The sequence below is a fragment of the Pseudomonas gregormendelii genome (assembly GCF_017114825.1).
GTDB classification, from domain to species: Bacteria; Pseudomonadota; Gammaproteobacteria; order Pseudomonadales; family Pseudomonadaceae; genus Aquipseudomonas; species Aquipseudomonas gregormendelii.
This window is the reverse complement of record NZ_JADEVO010000008.1, coordinates 13,241-33,850: the sequence shown is the minus strand read 5'-3', so window position 1 is coordinate 33,850 and position 20,610 is coordinate 13,241. Positions and strand designations below refer to the sequence as shown.

12 protein-coding genes are annotated in these 20,610 nt (G+C 62.1%); 11 read left to right on the top strand and 1 reads right to left on the bottom strand.

Annotation, left to right across the window (positions count from 1 at the left end):
- Positions 1 to 135 precede the first annotated feature (135 nt).
- On the bottom strand, positions 136 to 5,037 hold the full coding sequence (locus IMW75_RS08095; protein ID WP_205892306.1) for an NAD-glutamate dehydrogenase: 4,902 nt from the start codon (positions 5,035 to 5,037) through the stop codon (positions 136 to 138).
- 504 nt (positions 5,038 to 5,541) lie between these two features.
- Here IMW75_RS08095 and IMW75_RS08090 point away from each other — a divergent pair.
- The 11 genes from IMW75_RS08090 (at position 5,542) to IMW75_RS08040 (ending at position 20,584) form a co-directional block, all read left to right on the top strand.
- Positions 5,542 to 5,898 carry a hypothetical protein gene (locus tag IMW75_RS08090; RefSeq protein ID WP_205892305.1) on the top strand — a complete coding sequence of 119 codons (357 nt, stop codon included), beginning with the start codon at positions 5,542 to 5,544 and terminating at the stop codon, positions 5,896 to 5,898.
- Positions 5,899 to 6,224: 326 nt separating this feature from the next.
- Positions 6,225 to 7,925, top strand: coding sequence for an ATP-binding cassette domain-containing protein (locus IMW75_RS08085; protein WP_205892304.1), 1,701 nt, complete (start codon positions 6,225 to 6,227; stop codon positions 7,923 to 7,925).
- A 154-nt stretch (positions 7,926 to 8,079) separates the two neighbouring features.
- A complete protein-coding gene (locus IMW75_RS08080; RefSeq protein ID WP_122839725.1) occupies positions 8,080 to 9,039 on the top strand; it encodes an AAA family ATPase in 960 nt (319 codons plus the stop codon).
- Positions 9,040 to 9,044: 5 nt separating this feature from the next.
- A complete protein-coding gene (locus IMW75_RS08075) occupies positions 9,045 to 9,989 on the top strand; it encodes a DUF58 domain-containing protein (protein ID WP_122839724.1) in 945 nt (314 codons plus the stop codon).
- The gene (locus tag IMW75_RS08070) at positions 9,986 to 10,480 is read left to right on the top strand and encodes a DUF4381 domain-containing protein (RefSeq protein ID WP_205892303.1); all 495 of its coding nucleotides are present in this window, start codon (positions 9,986 to 9,988) and stop codon (positions 10,478 to 10,480) included. The genes IMW75_RS08075 and IMW75_RS08070 overlap by 4 nt, the downstream gene beginning before the upstream one ends.
- The gene (locus IMW75_RS08065) at positions 10,473 to 11,552 is read left to right on the top strand and encodes a vWA domain-containing protein (RefSeq protein ID WP_205892302.1); all 1,080 of its coding nucleotides are present in this window, start codon (positions 10,473 to 10,475) and stop codon (positions 11,550 to 11,552) included. Before IMW75_RS08070 ends, IMW75_RS08065 begins: the two co-directional genes overlap by 8 nt.
- A complete protein-coding gene (locus IMW75_RS08060; protein WP_205892301.1) occupies positions 11,549 to 13,291 on the top strand; it encodes a tetratricopeptide repeat protein in 1,743 nt (580 codons plus the stop codon). Before IMW75_RS08065 ends, IMW75_RS08060 begins: the two co-directional genes overlap by 4 nt.
- Positions 13,288 to 14,928, top strand: coding sequence for a BatD family protein (locus IMW75_RS08055; RefSeq protein WP_205892300.1), 1,641 nt, complete (start codon positions 13,288 to 13,290; stop codon positions 14,926 to 14,928). The genes IMW75_RS08060 and IMW75_RS08055 overlap by 4 nt, the downstream gene beginning before the upstream one ends.
- A gap of 180 nt (positions 14,929 to 15,108) precedes the next feature.
- A complete protein-coding gene (locus IMW75_RS08050; protein ID WP_205892299.1) occupies positions 15,109 to 16,353 on the top strand; it encodes an exonuclease SbcCD subunit D C-terminal domain-containing protein in 1,245 nt (414 codons plus the stop codon).
- Positions 16,350 to 19,991, top strand: a complete 3,642-nt coding sequence (locus tag IMW75_RS08045) for an SbcC/MukB-like Walker B domain-containing protein (protein WP_205892298.1) — start codon at positions 16,350 to 16,352, stop codon at positions 19,989 to 19,991. The genes IMW75_RS08050 and IMW75_RS08045 overlap by 4 nt, the downstream gene beginning before the upstream one ends.
- A complete protein-coding gene (locus IMW75_RS08040) occupies positions 19,988 to 20,584 on the top strand; it encodes a glutathione S-transferase (RefSeq protein WP_205892297.1) in 597 nt (198 codons plus the stop codon). Before IMW75_RS08045 ends, IMW75_RS08040 begins: the two co-directional genes overlap by 4 nt.
- The last annotated feature ends 26 nt before the right edge of the window (positions 20,585 to 20,610 follow it).

Sequence of the window (20,610 nt, the reverse complement as noted above, 5' to 3'; positions counted from 1 at the left end):
GGTGTAGTGTGGAGATTATGTGTCCAACACAAAACTCTGTGGGAGCGGGCTTGCCCGCGAAGGGGCCCTTGCAGCTACACCCCAACAAAAAAAACCCGCATCTCTCAATGCGGGTTTTTTTCATTCAGCGACTGTTCAAGCCGCCGGTTCCAGCTCTGCGCTGACCGTTGCAGGAGCAGGCACTACGGCTTGCCCGCTCAAGGCCAGGTCCAGCAACTCCCGGTTGGCCACGGCGTACATGGCGTAGTCCGTGCCACTGGCGGCGCGGATTTCCACCAGCATTGCGCGCCAGCGTTCGATCATGCTCGCGTGCTCTGCCATCCACAGTGCCAGGCGTGTTTCCACGTCCTGGGAACCGTCGCCCTGTTGCAGGACCGAGATGGTGATCGCACGCTGTTGCCAGTCGACGTCGTCGCGGAACGCTTCACGGGCCAGGGCCTGCCAGTTGTTTTCAACCGGCAAGGCACTGATCTGCTGCAGGTACCAGGTAATGTCCAGTGCGCTGCCCACGGCGAAGTAGGCCTTGGCCACGTCCGCAGGGTTCTGGCCGGTCACGTCGGAGGCCTCGATGATCGGCAGCAACGTGTACAGGTGCGAAGTACCAGCCACCATGCGTGCGAGCAGTTCCGGCACACCGGCTTCAACGTACGCCTCGTAGCGCGCCTGCCAGTTCTCGTGGATCTCGCCACTGAGCAGTTCGTCGAGCTTGAGACCCAGCTCCTTCAGGTGCGGACCGAAGTGGGCGACGTCACGGGCAGCATTCTGCTCGTTGCGACGGGCACGCAGGAACCAGCGCGTAGCGCGGCGACCCAGGCGCATCAGCTCGTCCATCAGCTCCAGCTGCACGTCTGCCGACACCTGATAGTCCAGCGCTTCAATCTGGCGGAACCAGTGCGGGAGGTGGAAAATGTCGCGCACGATCACATAGGCACCGGCCACGTTCGCCGGGCTCATGCCGGTCGACTCTTTGAGTCGTTGAACGAAGGTGATGCCCATGTGGTTGACCAGGTCGTTGGCGATCTGGGTGCTGACGATTTCGCGCTTCAGACGGTGACGGCGCATGGCTGCGGAGAACTTGCTCACCAGGCTTGGCGGGAAAGCGGTTTCCATGTCGCGGGTCAGGTAGTCGTCGTCCGGCACCAGGGAGCCCAGCAACTGCTCCTTGAGGTCGATCTTGCTGTAGGAGATCAGCACCGACAGCTCGGCACGCGTCAGGCCATGGCCTTCGGCGATGCGTTCGTTGATCGCTTCCTCCGACGGCAGGAACTCGATAGCGCGGTCCAGCTTGCCGCGGCTTTCCAGGTCGTTCATCAAGCGCTTGTATTCGGCAATCCGCGGCAAGGCACGGCGAGCTGCCAGGGACAGCGCCTGCGTTTGCTTGTAGTTGTTGCCGAGCACCAGGTTGCCCACTTCGTCGGTCATGCTCGCCAGCAACAGGTTGCGTTGCTTGTCGGTCATGTCGCCGGCCTGAACCACTTCGTTCAGCAGGATCTTGATGTTCACTTCGTGGTCGGAGCAGTCCACGCCACCGGCGTTGTCGATGAAGTCGGTGTTGGAACCGCCACCATTGAGGCCGAATTCCACGCGACCGAGCTGGGTCATGCCCAGGTTACCGCCCTCGCCCACGACCTTGCAGCGCAGCTCGTTGCCGTTCACGCGCAGTGCATCGTTGGCCTTGTCGCCAACGTCGGCGTGGCTTTCGCTGCTGGCCTTGACATAGGTGCCGATGCCGCCGTTCCACAACAGGTCCACCGGCGCCTTGAGCAAGGCGTTCAGCAGTTCGGTCGGGGTCAGCTTGTCTGCCTTGATGTCGAAGCGCTCTTTCATCTGCGGGGAAATCGCGATGCTTTTGGCGCTACGGGAGAAGATCCCGCCACCCTCGGACATGATGCTGGTGTCGTAGTCCGACCAAGCCGAACGCGGCAGGTCGAACAGGCGCTGACGCTCAGCGAAGCTGTTGGCCGGCTGCGGGTTCGGGTCGATGAAGATGTGCAGGTGGTTGAACGCTGCGACCAGTTGCAGCTTGTCGGACATCAGCAAGCCGTTACCGAACACGTCGCCGGCCATGTCGCCGACGCCCACCACGGTGATGCTGTCTTCCTGGACGTTGATGCCGCGCTCGCGGAAGTGGCGTTGTACGCCCACCCACGCGCCCTTGGCGGTGATGCCCATTTTCTTGTGGTCGTAACCGGCGGAACCACCGGACGCGAACGCGTCACCGAGCCAGAAACCGTAGTCGATGGCGATGCCGTTGGCGATGTCGGAGAAGGTCGCAGTGCCCTTGTCCGCAGCCACCACCAGGTACGGGTCATCGTCATCATGGCGCACGACGTTGACCGGCGGTACCAGCGCACCGTCTTTGAGGTTGTCGGTAATGTCCAGCAGGCCGGAAATGAAGATGCGATAGCAGGCGATGCCCTCTGCCGCGATCTCGTCACGGCTGCCGCCCAATGGCAGGCGCCGCGGCAGGAAGCCGCCCTTCGCACCCACGGGCACGATGACCGAGTTCTTCACTTGCTGGGCTTTCACCAGGCCCAGGACTTCGGTACGGAAGTCTTCTTCACGATCAGACCAGCGCAGGCCGCCACGAGCGACATTGCCGAAGCGCAGGTGCACGCCTTCAACACGAGGCGAGTAGACGAAGATTTCGAACTTCGGTACTGGCTTTGGCAGCTCGGGAATCTGATGCGGGTTGAACTTGAAGCTGAAGTACGACTTGTTATGGCCGTTGGCATCAGTCTGGTAGAAGTTGGTGCGCAGCGTGGCCTTGATCAGGTCCAGGTAGCGACGCAGGATGCGGTCTTCGTTCAACACCTGGACATCGTCCAGTGCGGTGACGATGGCTTGTTCCAGACGTTGCTGCTTGTCTTCCAGATCGTCGCCGGTGAGCTTGCGCGCCAGATAGAAACGGGTCTTGAACAACCGGGTCAGCTCGCGAGCGATGTCGGTGTGGTTGTTCAGGGTGCTGGCGATGTAGCCCAGGTCGAAGCCCAGGCGGATCTGCTTCATGTAGCGCGCGTAAGCACGCAGCAGCGCCACGTCACGCCATGGCAGGCCGGCGGTCAGTACCAGGCGGTTGAACGCATCGTTCTCGGCATCGCCACGCACGATGTGGACGAACGCGTCCTGCAAGGTGTCGTTGAGTTGCTGGATATCGAGGTCCAGGCCTTCGGCGGCGGTGAAGGCGAAATCGTGAATCCAGAACTCGCGGCCATTGTTGTGGCGCAGGCGGTACGGGAATTCACCGAGCACACGCAGCCCGAGGTTTTCCAGGATCGGCAACACGTCGGACAGGGCCAGCGGGGTATCGGCGTGATACAGCTTGCAGTGCAGCTCGCGCTTGCCGGAGACCTGGCCCAGCGGCTGATAGAAGCTCATCACCAGCGGATTTTTTTCGTTCAGGCTCAACAGGTGCTGCATGTCGACCACAGCCGAATGCGCCGCGAAACGCTCGCGATAGCCGGCCGGGAAGCCTTTGGGGAAGTCTGCCAGCACGTTGGTGCCACTGGCTTCGCCGAAGCTTTCAACGGTGAGGCTGGCGTAGTCGTCCTGCCAGCTGCGGCAGGCCTGCACCACTTCTTTTTCCAGCAGGACCGGGTCGATGTCCAGGCGGTTCTTTGGATCAACCCGCAGAATCAGTTGCACACGGGCCAGCACGGACTCGGAGAAGAAGGTCCAGAACTCGCAGTCCGAGGCCTTCAGTCGATCCATCAGCACTTGCTGGATCTTCTGGCGCACTTCGGTGGAGTAGATGTCGCGCGGCACGTAGGCCAGGCAATAGCAGAAACGACCGTACGGGTCTTTGCGCAGGAACACGCGAATCTTGTTGCGTTCCTGGATCTGCACGATCGACATCACGGTGGCGAATAGCTCGTCAACCGGGGTCTGGAACAGGTCGTCGCGTGGCAGTACTTCAACCACCTGCGCCAGTTCCTTGCCCAGGTGAGCCTTGGCCTGGAAGCCGGAGCGGCGTTCGATTTCCTCGACCTTGCGGCGGATGTACGGAATGACCCGCACGCTCTCGCCATACACCGAAGAGGTGTACAGGCCCATGAAACGGCATTCCTTGATGACCTTGCCGTCGGCATCGATCTCACGGATCGACACGTAGTCAGGGTAAGCCGGACGGTGCACACGGCTTGGGTGAGCGGCCTTGGCGAACGACAGCAGGGTCGGTTCGCGCAGGTACTTCACGGCATAGTCTTCGATGCGCAGGTCGTCGTAGGTCAGGCCGGTGCGCAGCAACTTGGTCAGGCCAAGGAACGAATCCTGGTCGTAGACGATGTGGCCGCCATCGGCTTCATCGCTTACCACGAATTCTTCGTAGCCGAGGAAGGTGAAGTGGTTGCCCACCAGCCATTCCAGGAAGCTTTTGATTTCGTTCTTTTCTTCAGCGTCGACAGCAAACTGGCTGTTATCGAGGCCGGTCAGGATTTCCTGGACCTTGGCTTTCATCGGCTCGAAATCGGCGACCGCCACGCGGACCTCACCGAGCACCTGCTCCAGCTCTTTGCTCAACACGTTCAGTTCGGCCGCGTTGGCGCAGCGGTCGATTTCCAGGTACATCAGGGATTCCTGGAGAATCCCTTCGCCCTGGGTGCCTTTTGGCAGGATTTCCAGCAACTCGCCCTTGCTGCCGCGACGCACGCTCAGCACAGTGGTTTGCAGGGTATGAATGCTGTAGCCGCGACGGTTCAGCTCGGTACGCACCGAGTCCACCAGGAACGGCAGGTCGTGGTGCAGCACTTCGACCGCAGTGTGGGTCGACTGCCAGCCGTGGCGTTCGTAATCAGGGTTGTAGACGCGCACTTGCGGCTGCGCGTGATCGAAGCGCTCAAGCAGGCGCCACGCAGAAAGGGTGCACCCGGCGAGGTCGGACAACCGACGTTGAGTCAGCTCGTCGAGGGAAATGATGCCGAAAAATTGTTCAGCAAACAGCGCCACTTGTGGCAGTGCCTGTTCACTGATGTGCTGCGCCAGTGCCGCTTGCAGTTGGTGCTGGAAGTCGGCTTTGCTGGCTGCGGTGAAGAACGCCATCTGTGGTACTCCGCTTGGGCTTGTTATTGATGGAAGCGTCGCGTGCAAAACCCCTCGCGGGGCTATCCGTCACCCTGTTCCTGATTCTCGGGCAGAGGAAACAGGGTCACAGGTGGGTGAAGCTGGACGAGACACTCGGGTCACATTCACCTTCCATGAATGGGCATCTGCAAAAACCACTGCGCGATGGATTGCGCACTGTCTTTACGGGTATCCATTCGATGCGCAGCTTAACGAGTGCGACAATGTGCCTGCTTGCGGTGCTGCGACATATTCGGTCATCCGCACGCAGGTTGTAGGCTGCGCATCGAACAACACTAGCAGTCGCGCGACAAAAAGGCCGGCTTAAGCCCTGTTTTGCGGCACATTCGTGCTGGAAGTGACCAGTAACGCCTCGAATGTTCACGACACATGCTCTGACACTCAGACGAGCAGAAATTCCCGGCGGCTGGCAGAATTGCCCTTTCTTCACCTCAACAACGCTCCTCGAGCCAGGATTTACCCATGCAAATGACCACCGCCCTGTTGATCGTCAACCCATGCGATGACGAAGAAGACAACATGGCCATGCTCGCCTGCCACAGCGAGCAGGGCGAGATGTTCCTGATGACCCGCTACCCGGACGAAGACGCGCTGGACATCACCCTGGACGGTGAGCCTTCGACCCTGGAAGGTGTAAAAGTGACCCTGAGCCCTACCCGCCTGCTGATCGAAATCGCCCCAGGGGATGTCGATGCGCTGAATGGGGATGATTGCCTGGAGATCATTCACAGCACTGCGGCGGGTGATCTGCCTGAGGTGGAGGAGACTTTGCAGAACATTCTCAAGGGGACCGGGACTTATATCAGCCAGATTGGCTGACAGACCGTATTCGCGGGCAATAATGATGAATAAGTATGCTTTGCTCGCGAAAAGCCCGAGAACGCCTCGAGGGGTCGGGCTTACGCATTAAATAATAGAACATTTCAACCAATCAACTGCCCACCGAAGATTCATCCTACAAAACAACAAGAAAAAACCTACAACTAAAAATCATGCTTCACCACCCCATATCATTGAACAACAGAAAAACCTCTGATATTAATAATCACTTGAGAAAAACTTCGCAAGTGAGTCGCACACTGACGAGCACCTTCAACTGTATTCTACAAGCGCCTAAATACGCAGCCCTTAAAAACAGGCACCTCATGCAAACACTTATTAGAACAACTTGCAAGAAGCATGCAGGGCTGCTGACCTCAACCATCACCACAATCATCGCGCTAAAGCTTATAGCTCTAGCGCCACCTTTGTTGGTAGGCAAGATTGTCGACGCGCTACACACTGACAATCACGCAGACCTCAATATGCTTCTGCTGCTAACCATCGGTTATACACTGGCGGGATGCCTCCAAGCGATTATAAACCCTCTACAAATATTCTTTTTATCCAAACTTGTGCAGCACGTGACAATGAACGCCTCCATCGACTGGATTGCAAAATTAATGCGCAAAGAGTTCCTCCAGTTCAGCTCGTGGCGCATCGGACAATTCATAAAATCAGTAGAGCGGGGGATTACAGCGCACGAGCAATTATTAACGTTTTTCGTCACCACAGGACTTCCGCTGTGCCTGGAATTCCTTATCGTAGGCGGTGCATTTTATTATATGGGTGGCGCTAAAGTATTCCTGGCGATGACAGGCCTTGGCATCGTTTACCTGTTGGTCACCCATCGAATCATCCGCTGGCGCAGAAAGCACATTGATGCCGTCAACGAGCAAGAGGATGAAGTCAGCGCACTGCTGTACAACACCTTGAGCTCCGGCAAATCCATCAAACTGGAAGGTGCTGAATTCTGCGCAACTGAACGACTGAACCGCGCCTTCAATAACTACGCCAAAGCGGCGGTCACCGTAGCAAGCTCAGGTGGCTTCCTCACTGGGGCAAAAGTACTGTTTGTCAGTCTTTCAACGGGAGGCCTACTCGGATGGGGCGTCTTCGATCAGTTGTCGGGAGAGCCAGGTATCAGCGTTGGGCAACTGGTCGCCATATTCTCAATTGCAGGTAGCTTTTTACTTAATATCACCGCGCTGAGCGAAGGCTATCGGGTGCTGGATCAGTTTCTCGCGGACCAGCGTCGCCTCCAGCAGTTACTGGCACTGCCAGACTTTGACGACGACAGTCGCCGCGCCGAAAAAACCTCCGGTGAGGAATCTACATTGGTGCTCGCACCCTGTGTGATCACCGACGGCGGCAGCGTCCGGCTGAGCATCGAGAAAGCTTTTACTTTCACACAAGGTCAGTCCGTCGCCATCACGGGCCCCAGTGGCGCAGGTAAATCGACCTTGCTGGAAGCCCTGGTCGGTGTGAATGTGTCGGCAAGAAATTCGCTGAGCCTGGACGACACGTGCGTTTCCAGGTTGAACGCCCAGGCACACTTGCAACTCCTGAGCTATTGCCCTCAATCACCGCAGTTCCTGGAGGGTTCCTTTGACAGATCAGTGCTATTTGGAATCGACCCCTCTCCAGCGTTGAACCAGGCAATACAGCGACTCGACCTTGAAGATATCGTTTCCCAGCGCCACCTCACTGAAAACGCCTCCAATGTTTCTGGCGGCGAAGCTAAACGCCTGTCTCTGCTCCGGCTGATCAACCGGCCAGGGCGTTTTAATCTGTTCGACGAGCCCAGTGCGTCGATCGAGCCGAAACTGGCCGGCCCGGTGTGGGATTTGCTTTTCGACACCTTCGCCGGGCGGGGATTGATTTGTGTGACACACGATGTCGGCCACTTGCACCGTTTTGATCGCGTGATCGTCATGCACAACGGGGCAGTCGTTGAAGATGGGCCATGGTGTGAGTTAGTCAACCGGGCGACAGTGACATCCTTGTTGAGCGACCTTCAGCCATAGAAAAAACACGCTGCGCATGAGCGCCCGCCATTCAATTCCCCCATTTCACGCAAAAAGCCGTTAGTCGCCACCCCCCGCCATGCATTAAAGTAACGCCCCCAGCCCTCGGCGTTATCGCAACGTCTGCGGTCACCCTTTCCAGGAACAGTCATCGATGGAACATCGTGAAGCGCTGCTCGCGCTGCGAACCTTTCTTTCAACGCAGATTCTCGGCCAGGAAAAACTCATCGAGCGCTTGCTCATCGCCTTGCTCGCCGACGGCCATATGCTGGTCGAGGGCGCTCCCGGGCTGGCTAAAACCAAGGCCATCAAGGAGCTCGCCGAGGGCATCGAGGCGCAGTTCCATCGAATCCAGTTCACCCCCGACCTGTTGCCCGCCGACATCACCGGCACGGAAATCTATCGGCCGGAAACCGGCAGTTTCGTGTTCCAGCAAGGGCCGATCTTCCATAACCTGGTGCTGGCTGACGAGATCAACCGGGCCCCGGCCAAGGTGCAGTCGGCGTTGCTGGAGGCCATGGCCGAGCGCCAGGTCAGCGTTGGGCGCAGTACTTATGACCTGTCGCCGCTGTTCCTGGTGATGGCGACGCAAAACCCCATCGAACAGGAAGGCACCTATCCCCTGCCCGAGGCCCAGCTTGACCGTTTCCTGATGCACGTGAAGATCGGCTTTCCGGATGCTGCAGTCGAGCGCCGGATCCTGCAGCAGGCCCGCGGCGAAGCGCTTAACGGCGAAACCAAACCCGAGCGTCGGGTCAGCCAGCAGGCGATCTTCGCCGCGCGCAAGGAAATCCTCGGCCTTTACATGGCTGACGCAGTAGAGGAGTACCTGGTGCAACTGGTCATGGCCACCCGCACCCCGGGCAAGTTCGATCCGGAGATGGCCGAGTGGATCGCTTATGGCGCAAGCCCGCGGGGCTCGATCGCCCTGGACCGCTGCGCCAGGGCTCATGCCTGGCTCGCGGGTCGCGACTTCGTCAGCCCGGAAGACATCCAGGCGGTGTTGTTCGACGTATTGCGTCACCGCATCATTCTGTCCTTCGAAGCCGAAGCCGCAGGCATTGACCAGGACCGGGTGGTCCAGCGGATTCTCGACGTCGTAGCCGTCGCTTGACCCCGATGAACAGCCTCCCGCTGCCCGAGCCGGGTATTCGTGTCAGCCTCGCCGAATTGATCGAAATGCGCCATCGCGTGCGCGAGGTGCAGCTGTTTTCCACGCCGAGCCAGCGCAGCCCGTTGATTGGCCTGCATCACTCCAAGCTGCGCGGCCGGGGCGTGGATTTCGATCAGGTACGGGTCTACCAGGCAGGGGACGATGTGCGCACCATCGATTGGCGCGTGACCGCGCGCACCCAGGAACCCCACACCAAGTTGTTCCATGAAGAGCGCGAGCGGCCGATTTTTATCATGGTCGAACAGAGCCGCCGGCTGTTTTTCGGCTCCGGGCTGATGTTCAAGTCGGTGCTGGCTGCCCAGGCAGCGAGCCTGATCGGCTGGGCTGCGTTGGGCCATAATGACCGCGTGGGCGGCCTGGTGTTCGGCGACAATGAGCATTACGAGATCAAGCCGCGCCGTAGCAAGCAAAGCCTGCTGCAACTGCTCAACCGCCTGGTGCGGGTCAACCAGTCCCTGCACACCGAGGGCGAGACCCATCGCGACGCCCTCAACCTGGCCCTGCGCCGCGCCCGGGAAGTGCTACGTCCGGGCAGCCTGGTGATCGTGATCTGCGATGAGCGCGCCCTGACGGAAGGCTCCGAGCAACAGCTGAGCCTGTTATCCCGTCATTGCGACCTGCTGCTGCTGCCGGTGTCCGACCCACTCGATCATGCCCTGCCCGCTGCGGGGCTGTTGCGCTTCGCCGAACGCGGCGCGCAACTGGAGCTCGACACCCTCAATTTCGAGCTGCGCCAGGCCTATCGCGCCCAGGCTGAAGCGCGCGTCGCCCGCTGGGAACTGCTGGCGCAGAAGTTGCGGGTGCTGCTGATGCCCCTGAGCACCCAAAGTGAAATGGTCGAGCAACTGCGCGAGTACCTCAACCCGCAAAAACCGGGGAAAGGTCGATGAGCAGCCTCGAGCAATTGCAACCGCTGATCACCCCCTCCCCGATCGGTTTCTGGCCACCCGCGCCCGGCTGGTGGCTGCTGCTGTTGCTACTGCCACTGCTCGGCTTCGGCCTGTGGCAGCTGCGTCGGTTGATTCCCGACAAGCGCCCGATCGTGCGCGCCGAGCAACCGCTGGACCCGGTGCGTGTCGCCGCCCTGGCGGAACTGGCCATGATGCCCAAGCCCTACGATGGCGCGCCGGCGGGCGCCTGGTTGCAGCAACTCAACGGGCTGCTCAAACGCCTGTGCCGCAACCACTACCCCTACAGCCAGAGCCACACGCTCAACGGGCGCAAATGGTTGGCGTTCCTCGATAACCGCTGCCCGGCTGCCGGACTGACGCGCTGGATGGTGCTGGTCGAAGGCGCCTACAAGCCCGAGTGCAAACTCGATGACAAGGCCATCGCCGGCCTGACCCAGGCCATCGACACCTGGATTCGCAAACATGTTTGAGTTCGCCTGGCCGTGGATCTTCGCCCTGCTGCCGCTGCCCTGGTTGATGCGGGTGCTGCTGCCGGTGGCCGACAGTGGCGAGCCCGCACTGAAAGTCAGCTTTCTCAATGACCTTGAAGGCCTGGCTCGACGTCGTGCCCGCGCCAATCTCCCGGCCTGGCGCCAGCAGGCACCGTACATTTTGCTGTGGCTGTTGTTACTGATAGCTGCTGCACGCCCGCAATGGCTCGGCGAGCCGCTGCCAATCGCCGCCAGTGGTCGCGACCTGCTGGTGGCCGTGGACGTCTCCGGCTCCATGGATTTCCCCGACATGCGCTGGCAGGACGAAAACGTCAGCCGGTTGGATCTGGTCCAGCACTTGCTGGGGGATTTTCTCGAGGGTCGCGAGGGCGATCGGGTCGGCCTGATCCTGTTCGGCAGTCAGGCCTACCTGCAAGCCCCGCTGACCTTTGACCGGCGCACCGTGCGGGTATGGCTCGACGAGGCTCGGATCGGCATCGCCGGCAAGAACACCGCTATTGGCGATGCCATTGGCCTGGCCCTGAAACGCCTGCGATTGCGCCCGGCCAACAGCCGCGTGCTGATCCTGGTCACGGACGGCGCCAACAATGGTGGCGAGATCGATCCGCTGACGGCCGCGCGCCTGGCCGCCAATGAGGGCGTAAAGATCTACCCGATCGGTATCGGCGCCGATCCCGAGGAAAGCGGCACTGCAGGTTTTCTCGGCGTCAACCCGAGCCTGGACCTGGACGAACCATCGCTCAAGGCGATCGCCGAGGTCACCGGCGGCCGCTACTTCCGCGCACGCGACGGCAAGGAGCTGGAGTTGATCAAAGACACCCTCGACCAGCTGGAGCCGGTGACTCAGCAGCCGACCCAGGCGCGCCCGGCCCAATCGCTTTACCACTGGCCGCTGGCACTCGCGCTGGTGTTGAGCATGTTGCTGGTGGCCCGCGAACGCTGGCCAAACAACCTGCTGCAACGCCTGTTCACCAAGGAACTGTTCTTGCAATCGCAACTGCCCGGCTGGCGCAAACGACTTGAGCGCCTGCGCCTGCGGAGACGCCGATGAGCGCGCTCTGGCCCTTCTGGTTCCGTCCCGCCTGGCTTCTGGTATTGCCGCTGCTGGCCTGGTTGCTGTGGCAGCTGTGGCACCGGCAAAAACGGGCGGGTCGCTGGCAGATGATCTTGCCGCCGGCCTTCCATGCGGCGCTGCTCAGTGGCGGCAGTGGACGCGATAGCAAGCTGCCTTGGGTGGCCCTCGGCCTGGCCTGGACGCTGGGGCTTGTGGCCCTGCTTGGGCCGGGTTGGGAGCGCGTCGAGCAAACCAGCCAGAAACCTGCCGACCCACTGGTGGTGGTGCTGGAGCTGACCCCGGAAATGCTCGCCACGGATGTGCCGCCAAACCGCCTGGAGCAAGCGCGGCGCAAGCTGTTCGATCTGCTGCAGCATCGCAGCGATGCGCAAACGGCGATCGTTGTCTATGCCGGCAGCGCCCATACACTGGTGCCCCTGACCGACGACCTGGCCACCAGCCGCAATCTTCTGGACGCCCTCAAGCCATCGCTGATGCCGCAACCGGGCCATCGCGCTGACCTGGCGGTGGTCAAGGCACTTGCGCTGCTCAAGCAGGCGGCGCTTGGCGACGGACGCATCCTACTGATTGGCGCCACCCTCACCGAACAGGAGCGTCAGGGCATTCGCCAGGCACTGGGGGGCCAGTCCACGCAATTGCTGATGCTCGGTATCGGCACCGCCGAGGGCGCGCCGATCACCCTGGAGGATGGCAGCTTCCTCAAGGACGACCAGGGCGCGATCCTGGTGCCTCGCCTCGACGAGCCCAGCCTCAAAGCGTTCGCCAACGCCATGGACGGCCGTTACCGCCACGCTCGCCTGGAGGACACCGACCTGCGTGCCCTGGGACTGTTTGACGGTCCGCGGGCAATGCGCAACGACGGCCAGACCCTGCGCCTCGACACCTGGGCGGATCAGGGTTACTGGCTGTTGTTGCCGCTGCTGTTGCTGGCGGCGTGCGCCGGTCGACGGGGCTGGCTGTTCTGCCTGCCGCTGCTGTTGCTGATGCCGCAGAAAAGTTATGCCTTCGAGTTCGAAGACCTGTGGTTGCGCCCGGACCAGCAAGGGCTGCACCTGCTCAAGCAGAAACGCCCGGCCGAGGCAGCGCAGCACTTCCAGGATCCACAGTGGCAAGGTGTCGCGCTCTATGAGGCTGGCGACTACAGTGGCGCCGCCCAGCGGTTTGCCCAGGGCGACGACGCGCATGCCCACTACAATCGTGGCAATGCCCTGGCTCGCAGCGGTGAACTCGAAGCGGCACTGGACGCGTACGACCAGGCACTGGAACGCCAGCCGGATTTGCGTCCGGCGCTGACCAACAAGGCGTTGGTGGAAGACCTGCTCAAGCAGAAGAGCACCTCGCCGTCGGTCGAGGCGCAGCAGGAACCCGACGACCCGTCACCGGCTTCCGAGCCCGAGCCGGCCCCTGGCGCCGCGACCCAGCCGGCCAGCGAAGGTGAGTCCGCCAGCGATGCACCGCAGGCCAGCCCGGAGCCCGGCGAAGATGAGCCGACTACCCCGCCAAAACCCGGGGCCAATGAAGTGCCCGGCAGTGAGCTGGGCGATGAACAGCACACCACGCCGCCGTTGCGCCCGGCCGCCGAGGCGATTGACGGCGAGCAGCGCCAGGCCCTGGAGCAATGGCTGCGCAAGATCCCGGATGACCCGGGAGAGTTGCTCAGACGCAAATTCTGGTACGAACAGCAACAACATCAGGATCAGGGAACCACTCGATGAACCGCTTCACCGCCTCCTTACTCGCACTGCTGTGCTGCACCGTTCAAGCCCAGGCGGCGGGCCTGGTCGCCAGCGTCGATCGCGGCCGCCTGAGCTCCGGCGAGACCGTGGAGCTGACCCTGGAGTCGGACGATGTGACCCAATTCGGCAAACCGGACCTGGCGCCACTGGAGCCCTTCTTCGAAGTACGCGGTACCCGCCAGGTCAACCAGCTCAATACCCTCAACGGTGACAACCAGGCCACCACCCGCTGGATCGTCACCCTGCTGCCCCGGCAGAACGGCAGCGTGGTCATTCCCTCGTTGCAGTTGGGCGATGCGCACAGCGAGCCACTTACCGTGCAAGTGGTCGAGGGCGAAACCCAGGACGGCGCGAAAAAGCTGCAGCCGGTTTTCCTCGAAGTCAGCCTGGATCAGACCAGCGTGTACGTGCAGGCCCAGGCGATCCTGACCTTGCGCATTTATCACTCGGTGTCGCTGTACGACGACAGCAGCCTGACGCCCTTGCAGATCCCCGATGCGCGCATCGAGCAATTGGGCGAGTCGCGGACCTACGAGAAAGTCATCAACGACCTGCGCCACGGCGTGATCGAGATGCGCTATGCCATCTACCCCCAGCACAGCGGCGAATTAACCATTCCGGCGCAGGTATTCAGCGCCACCCTGGTCGATACACAACCGGCCCAGGACGGCGACGCCCAGGCACCGAAATCCGGAAAACTGATGCGCGTTGGCTCCCCGGCCATTCTGCTCGACGTCAAGGCCAAGCCCGCCACCTGGCCCGCCGACGTACCCTGGCTGCCGGCGCGCAGCATCAGCCTGAGCGAGAGCTGGAACCCACCTGCGGACCAGGCTCAAGTGGGCGATTCACTGACCCGCAGCCTGACCCTGAAGGCCGAGGGCCTGGCCAGTTCGCAGCTGCCACCGCTACCGGCCACCGAGATCAATGGGCTGCGCCGCTATCCCGATCAACCGGTACTGGCCAACCACAACGGTGAGCGCGGCCTGGTGGGCAGCCGCGAGGAACGCGAGGCCCTGGTACCGACCCGCAGCGGTGCGATCGAATTGCCGGCCGTTGAAGTGGTCTGGTGGAACACCTTCGAAGATCACCTGGAGCACACCAGCCTGGCCGCACAAACCCTGCAGGTGGCCAACAACCCCAGCCTGGTGGTCGACACCCCCGCGAGCACCCCGCAAGCCATGAGCAGCGCCGACAGCGAAAGCCTGTGGTGGTGGAAACTCAGCACGTTGCTTCTGGCCTGCACCACATTACTGGGGTTCGGCCTGTGGTGGCGTGCCCGCTGGCAACCGGCGATCCTGCGTGCTGCGCAGACAGGCCCGAGCCCACGCACCGTGCTCGACGAGCTCAAGCGCGCCTGCCAGGCCAACGATTCCCACGCCACCCGCCAGGCCCTGGATGCCTGGGCTCGACAACAACCGGAAACCCTGGCCGACATGGCCGCACGCTTCGTCCCGCTGTCCGATGCCCTGGACGGCCTCAACGGCGCCCTGTACAGCGAGACCGGCCAGTATTGGCAAGGTGATGACCTGTGGCGGGCGATCAAGGCGATCCCGATTGCCGAGCGGGTCCAGGACCCGGTGGGCGACAGTGGCCTGCCGCCGTTGTATCCCAAATAAGATCAAAAGATCGCAGCCTGCGGCAGCTCCTGCAAAGGGACGGCGTACACCCGTAGGAGCTGCCGCAGGCTGCGATCTTTTCTGCCTTACGGCATTCCTGACTTTTTGCCAGTAAACTCTCCCCCTTTCGCCGCTTTCATTGTTCACGCGGCCATCACCTTATCTCCAACGGAGTTTGCCTTGCGTCTGTTTCACACCTCCGACTGGCACCTTGGGCAAAACCTGCACGGGCAGGAACGCGATTTCGAACATGGCTGCTTTCTGGACTGGCTGCTGCGCCAACTGAAACTCGACCAGCCTGATGTGCTGCTGATCGCCGGCGACGTGTTCGACACCGTCAACCCGCCGGTCAAAGCCCAGGAACGCCTCTACGACTTCATCGTCAGCGCCCATGAGCAGCAACCCAAGCTGACCATTGTGATGATCGCCGGCAACCACGATTCCGGTTCACGTATCGAACTGCCCGCCCCCTTGATGCGCCGCTTGCGCACGCATGCCCTGGGTCGGGTGCTGTGGCTCGACGACGGGCAGCTCGACGCCGAACGCCTGCTGCTGCCGCTGCCCAATGCCAAAGGCAAGGTCGTAGGCTGGTGCCTGGCGCTGCCGTTCCTGCGCCCGGCGGAAGTCACCGGCGCGCAGTTGGGCGACAACTACCTGCGCGGGATCGGCCAGGTGCACGAATGGCTGATCGCCGCCGCCAACGCCAAGCGCAAGCCCGGGCAGGCGCTGATCGCCATCAGCCACGCCCACATGGCGGGCGGCTCGGTGTCCGAAGACTCCGAGCGCAGCCTGATCATCGGCAATGCCGAAGCGCTGCCGGCCAGCCTGTTCGGCCCAAGCATCAGCTACGTGGCACTGGGTCATCTGCACAAGCCGCAGAAGGTCAACGGCGAAGAACGGATCCGCTACAGCGGCTCGCCGATCCCCTTGTCGTTTTCCGAAATCGGTTATCGGCACCAGATCCTCGACATCACGCTGGATGGCGAGACCCTGGTCAGCGTCGAACCCAAGCTCATCCCCCGGGCGGTCAACCTGCAGCGCATCGGCCCCGCGCCCCTGGCGGACATTCTTCTGCAACTGGCCGACTTGCCGAACATCGACCTGCTGGCCGACGTCCAGCGCCAGCCCTGGCTGGAGGTGCGCGTGCGCCTCGACGAGCCGCAGCCGGACTTGCGCCACCAGCTCGAGACCGCCCTGCAAGGCAAGGCCGTGCGCCTGGTACGCATCGCCGCCGAGTACGCAGGCAATGGCGGGCGCGACGGTGCCGATGACGCCATGGCACTGATCGAGCTGGACCAGCTCACGCCGCAGGAACTGTTCAGCCGCGCCTGGCAGGACAACTACGGGAGTGAGGTCGATGAGCAGACGCTCAAAGACTTCGCCGAGTTATTGCAGGACGTTCAGACCGAGAGCGAACAGCCATGAAGATCCTCGCGATCCGCCTGAAAAACCTCGCCTCCCTGGCCGGGCCATTTGAAATCGACTTCACCGCCGAGCCGTTGGCCAGCGCGGGTCTGTTCGCCATCACCGGGCCCACCGGTGCCGGCAAAAGTACGTTGCTCGATGCCCTGTGCCTGGCGTTGTTCGGCGCCGTGCCACGGCTGAGCAATGCCCAGGTGTCCGCCAAGGCCCCCGACGCCGACGGCGAAATCAGTACCGGCGACCCACGCACCCTGCTGCGTCGCGGTACGGGCGAAGGCTATGCCGAAGTCGACTTCGTCGGCATCGACGGCCGCCGCTACCGCGCGCGCTGGGAAGCCAATCGCGCTCGGGAGAAAGCCGGTGGCAAGCTGCAGGCCAGTCGCCAGAGCCTGCGCGACCTCGACCAGGATCAATTGCTGGCCAGTCAGAAGGTCGAATTCAAGGTGCAGCTTGAAGCCGTTCTGGGCCTGAATTTCGAGCAGTTCACCCGCGCCGTCCTGCTCGCCCAGAGCGAGTTCAGCGCCTTCCTCAAGGCCAACGACAACGAACGCAGCGAACTGCTGGAGAAACTCACCGACACCGCCTTGTACACCCGCCTCGGTCGTCGCGCGTTCGACAAGACCAGGGACGCCCGTGAGGCCCACAAGCTGTTGCAGGACCAGGCCACCGGCGTAACGCCGTTGCCGCCCGAAGCTCGCGCCGAACTCGATGAACGTTTCAACCAGGCGCAGCAGCAACTCAAGCACCAGCAGGCGCAACTCAAGCAGCTTGAGTTGCAGCACACCTGGCTCAAGGAACTGCGCCAATTGCAGGACGAACAACGGGGCGCCACCGAACAATTGACCAGCGCCCAACAGGATTGGCAGCACCTGGCCGGCGATCGTCTGAAGTTGACTCGCCTGGAGCAATTGGCGCCACAAAGGCACCAGTTCGCCCGCCAGAGCGAACTCAAGGCCCGGCTTGCGCCCTTGGCTGCGCAGATTCAGCAGCAGACCCGGCAACAACAGGATCTGCAGGCGCGCCAGGCACAACTCGAACAGAGCCTGGGCAATGCACAAGCAGCGCTGAGCGAGGCACAGGCTCAGCACACATCGGGCGCGCCACTGCTGCGCCAGGCCTTCGAAGCGCAAAGCAGCCTCGCCCGCCTGATCAAGGACACCGGCCTCAGCGCCGAACGCAAGCAGCAGGCCGAACAGGCCTGCAGCGAAGGTCAAAACACCATTCAAGGGCTGCTCGATCAGCAGCAACGAGTGGTCGAACGCCTGCAGCGCATTGGCGCCGAGCTTGAGCAAAGCACTCACCTGGCCCCGCTGAGCGATGCCTGGAATGCCTACCGCGACCGCTTGCAGCAATTGATGCTGATCGGTAATCGCCTGAACAAGGGCCAGGCGGAGCTGGCGTCCCTGGAGCAACAAGCCAGCCAGGCCGCTGCGGAATGGGCCGGGCAAAAACACAATCTGGAAGTGCTCTACAAAGAGGCTGGTGCCGAGCCGGAGGCGGTGGCCGAACAGATCCAGTTGCTCGGCAATCTGTTGCAGGACAACCGCAAGCAACTGCGCGCATTCGAAGAACTGACGCGACTGTGGGCCAGCCAGCAGGCGCTCGACCAACGTGTCGCCGAACTGCAGCAGCGCCAGGGCGCAGCCCAGCAGGAACGCGAGCGGCTGACCCAGGACGGGGTCAAGACCAGGAACGAACTGGCTGTCGCCGAACAGACCCTGACCGTCACCCGTGAACTGCTCGAGCGCCAGCGCCTGGCCCGCAGCGCCAGTGTCGAAGAGCTGCGCGAGCAATTGCAGGCCGATCAGCCCTGCCCGGTCTGCGGCAGCCCCGACCATCCTTATCATCAGCCCGAGGCGTTGTTGCAAAGCCTGGGCCGCCACGATGAGAGTGAACAGGCCAACGCCCAGCAAGTGGTGGATGCGCTCAAGGAAAAACTCACGGACCTGCGCACCGAGGTCGGCGGCGTCATCGCCCAGCAAAAGGAGTTGCTGCAACAGCAGGAGCAACTGGTCGCGCAACAAGGCAGCCTGGCGCCGAGCCTCCAAGCGCACCCACTGTCGGCCCAACTGTTCAACCAGGACGGCGCTCGGCGCGATGCCTGGCTGGCCCAGCAAAACAGCCAGTTAAACCAGAGCATCAGCCAGGACGAACTGCGCCAAACCGCCCTGCTCACCCTGCAACAGGACGCCGCGCGCCTGCAACAGCAGCTGCGCAACGCCGAGACCGCGAGCCAGCAGGCGACCCAGCACCTGGCCAATCAGCAACGCGAGCTGGGCAATGATCGCCAGCGCCTGGATGAGGAACTGAGCGCCTTCAGCAGCCTGCTCCCCGCCGAGACGCTGGACGCCTTGCGCAATGAGCCGGCCGCGACCTTCATGCAGCTGGACCGCCAGATCACCCAGCGCCTGGAACAGCTTGATCAGCAACGCGACGAACTCAGTGAGCAGCAACAACGCCAGCAGACGCTGGAGAAGGAACAGGATCGCCAACTGACGCGCGTCCAGCAGCTGGAAGCGGCGCTGCAGCAGTTCAACGCCCTCGCCGAGCAGCAACAGGCCTGCCAACAGCAACTTGCCCAGTTGTTGGGTGCCCATGACAGCGCCGAACACTGGCAGCAGCAACTGGATCAGGCGGTTGAGCAGGCGCGCAATGCCCAAGCGGCAGTCAGCCAGGAGCTGCAATCGGTGCGCACGGGCCTGGTGCAGTTGGCCGCCGAGCTCAAGGCGCAGCAGGAGCACCTGATCGCCCTGGAAGCCGAAGAGCGCGAGCTGAGTGCGAAGATCGTCGACTGGCGCGCCTTGCACCCGGAGCTGGATGACGGGGGGCTTGAACAGCTACTTGGCGTCGACGACCAGCAGCTCGGCCAATTACGTCAACGCTTGCAGCTCAATGAAAAAGCCCTGGAGCAAGCCAAGGTGCTGCTGCATGAGCGCGACAAGCGCCTGGCCAGTCATCAGGCGCAGCACAACGGCAATCTGGACGCAGAGCAACTGGCGACCGCACTCGCCGAGCTGCAGGGCCAGCTCGCCGCCAGCGAACACCTTTGCGCCGAGTTGCGCGCCGAGCAGGCGGAGGACCAACGCCGGCAGACCGCCAATCAGGCACTGGCGCAACGAATTGCCGACGCCTATGCCGAATACCAGCGCTGGGCGCGGCTCAGCGCGCTGATCGGCTCGGCCACCGGCGACACCTTCCGCAAGATCGCCCAGGCTTACAACCTCGACTTGCTGGTGCACCACGCCAACGTGCAGTTGCGCCAGCTGGTGCGGCGCTATCGCTTGAAGCGCGGTGGCAGCATGCTCGGTCTGCTGGTGATGGACACCGAGATGGGCGATGAGCTGCGGTCCGTGCATTCGCTGTCCGGCGGCGAGACCTTCCTGGTGTCATTGGCCCTGGCCCTGGGCCTGGCATCGATGGCCTCGAGCACCCTGAAGATCGAATCGCTGTTCATCGACGAAGGCTTCGGCAGCCTCGATCCGGAATCCCTGCAACTGGCCATGGACGCCCTCGACGGCCTGCAGGCCCAGGGTCGCAAGGTCGCGGTGATTTCCCACGTACAGGAAATGCATGAGCGGATTCCGGTGCAGATCCAGGTCCACCGCCAGGGCAATGGCCTGAGTACCCTGGAGGTCAAATGACTACGCTCTACTCCTTCCGCCGCTGCCCATACGCCATGCGTGCACGCATGGCCCTGCGCTACTCGGCGGTTGCCGTGGAGATCGTCGAGGTCAGCCTGAAGGCCAAGCCACCACAGATGCTCGCACTGTCACCCAAGGGCACGGTGCCGGTGCTGAGCATCGACGGCGCGGTGATCGATGAGAGTCTGGCGATCATGCGCTGGGCACTGGAACAGAACGATCCAGCGGACTGGTCGCTCAAGGATGATCCTGCCGGTCAGGCACAGACCCGTGCGTTGATCGAGGAGAACGACCAGGTGTTCAAGGTGCACCTCAATCACTACAAGTACGCCGAGCGTTATCCCGAACAGCCGATGGCGTTCTACCGGGCCGAGGGTGAGAAATTCTTGAGCAAACTGGATGAGCTGCTGCAGCGTAATGACTACTTGCTGGCCGATCATCCGTGTCTGGCGGATGTGGCATTGATGCCGTTCGTGCGGCAGTTTGCGCACGTGGACAGGGCGTGGTTTGCGCAGACGCCGTATGTTCGGTTGCAGGCCTGGTTGCAGCGCTTCATCGAATCAGAGTTGTTCACCTCGATCATGCAAAAATGAACCCCCGTGTACCCGTGTACGCGGGT

What these genes read in the sequence shown, in the direction of transcription:
- IMW75_RS08095 (WP_205892306.1), bottom strand. Translation starts at nt 5,037, where the DNA reads ATGGCGTTCTTCACCGCAGCCAGCAAAGCCGACTTCCAGCACCAACTG.
- IMW75_RS08090 (WP_205892305.1), top strand. Translation starts at nt 5,542, where the DNA reads ATGCAAATGACCACCGCCCTGTTGATCGTCAACCCATGCGATGACGAA.
- IMW75_RS08085 (WP_205892304.1), top strand. Translation starts at nt 6,225, where the DNA reads ATGCAAACACTTATTAGAACAACTTGCAAGAAGCATGCAGGGCTGCTG.
- IMW75_RS08080 (WP_122839725.1), top strand. Translation starts at nt 8,080, where the DNA reads ATGGAACATCGTGAAGCGCTGCTCGCGCTGCGAACCTTTCTTTCAACG.
- IMW75_RS08075 (WP_122839724.1), top strand. Translation starts at nt 9,045, where the DNA reads ATGAACAGCCTCCCGCTGCCCGAGCCGGGTATTCGTGTCAGCCTCGCC.
- IMW75_RS08070 (WP_205892303.1), top strand. Translation starts at nt 9,986, where the DNA reads ATGAGCAGCCTCGAGCAATTGCAACCGCTGATCACCCCCTCCCCGATC.
- IMW75_RS08065 (WP_205892302.1), top strand. Translation starts at nt 10,473, where the DNA reads ATGTTTGAGTTCGCCTGGCCGTGGATCTTCGCCCTGCTGCCGCTGCCC.
- IMW75_RS08060 (WP_205892301.1), top strand. Translation starts at nt 11,549, where the DNA reads ATGAGCGCGCTCTGGCCCTTCTGGTTCCGTCCCGCCTGGCTTCTGGTA.
- IMW75_RS08055 (WP_205892300.1), top strand. Translation starts at nt 13,288, where the DNA reads ATGAACCGCTTCACCGCCTCCTTACTCGCACTGCTGTGCTGCACCGTT.
- IMW75_RS08045 (WP_205892298.1), top strand. Translation starts at nt 16,350, where the DNA reads ATGAAGATCCTCGCGATCCGCCTGAAAAACCTCGCCTCCCTGGCCGGG.
- IMW75_RS08040 (WP_205892297.1), top strand. Translation starts at nt 19,988, where the DNA reads ATGACTACGCTCTACTCCTTCCGCCGCTGCCCATACGCCATGCGTGCA.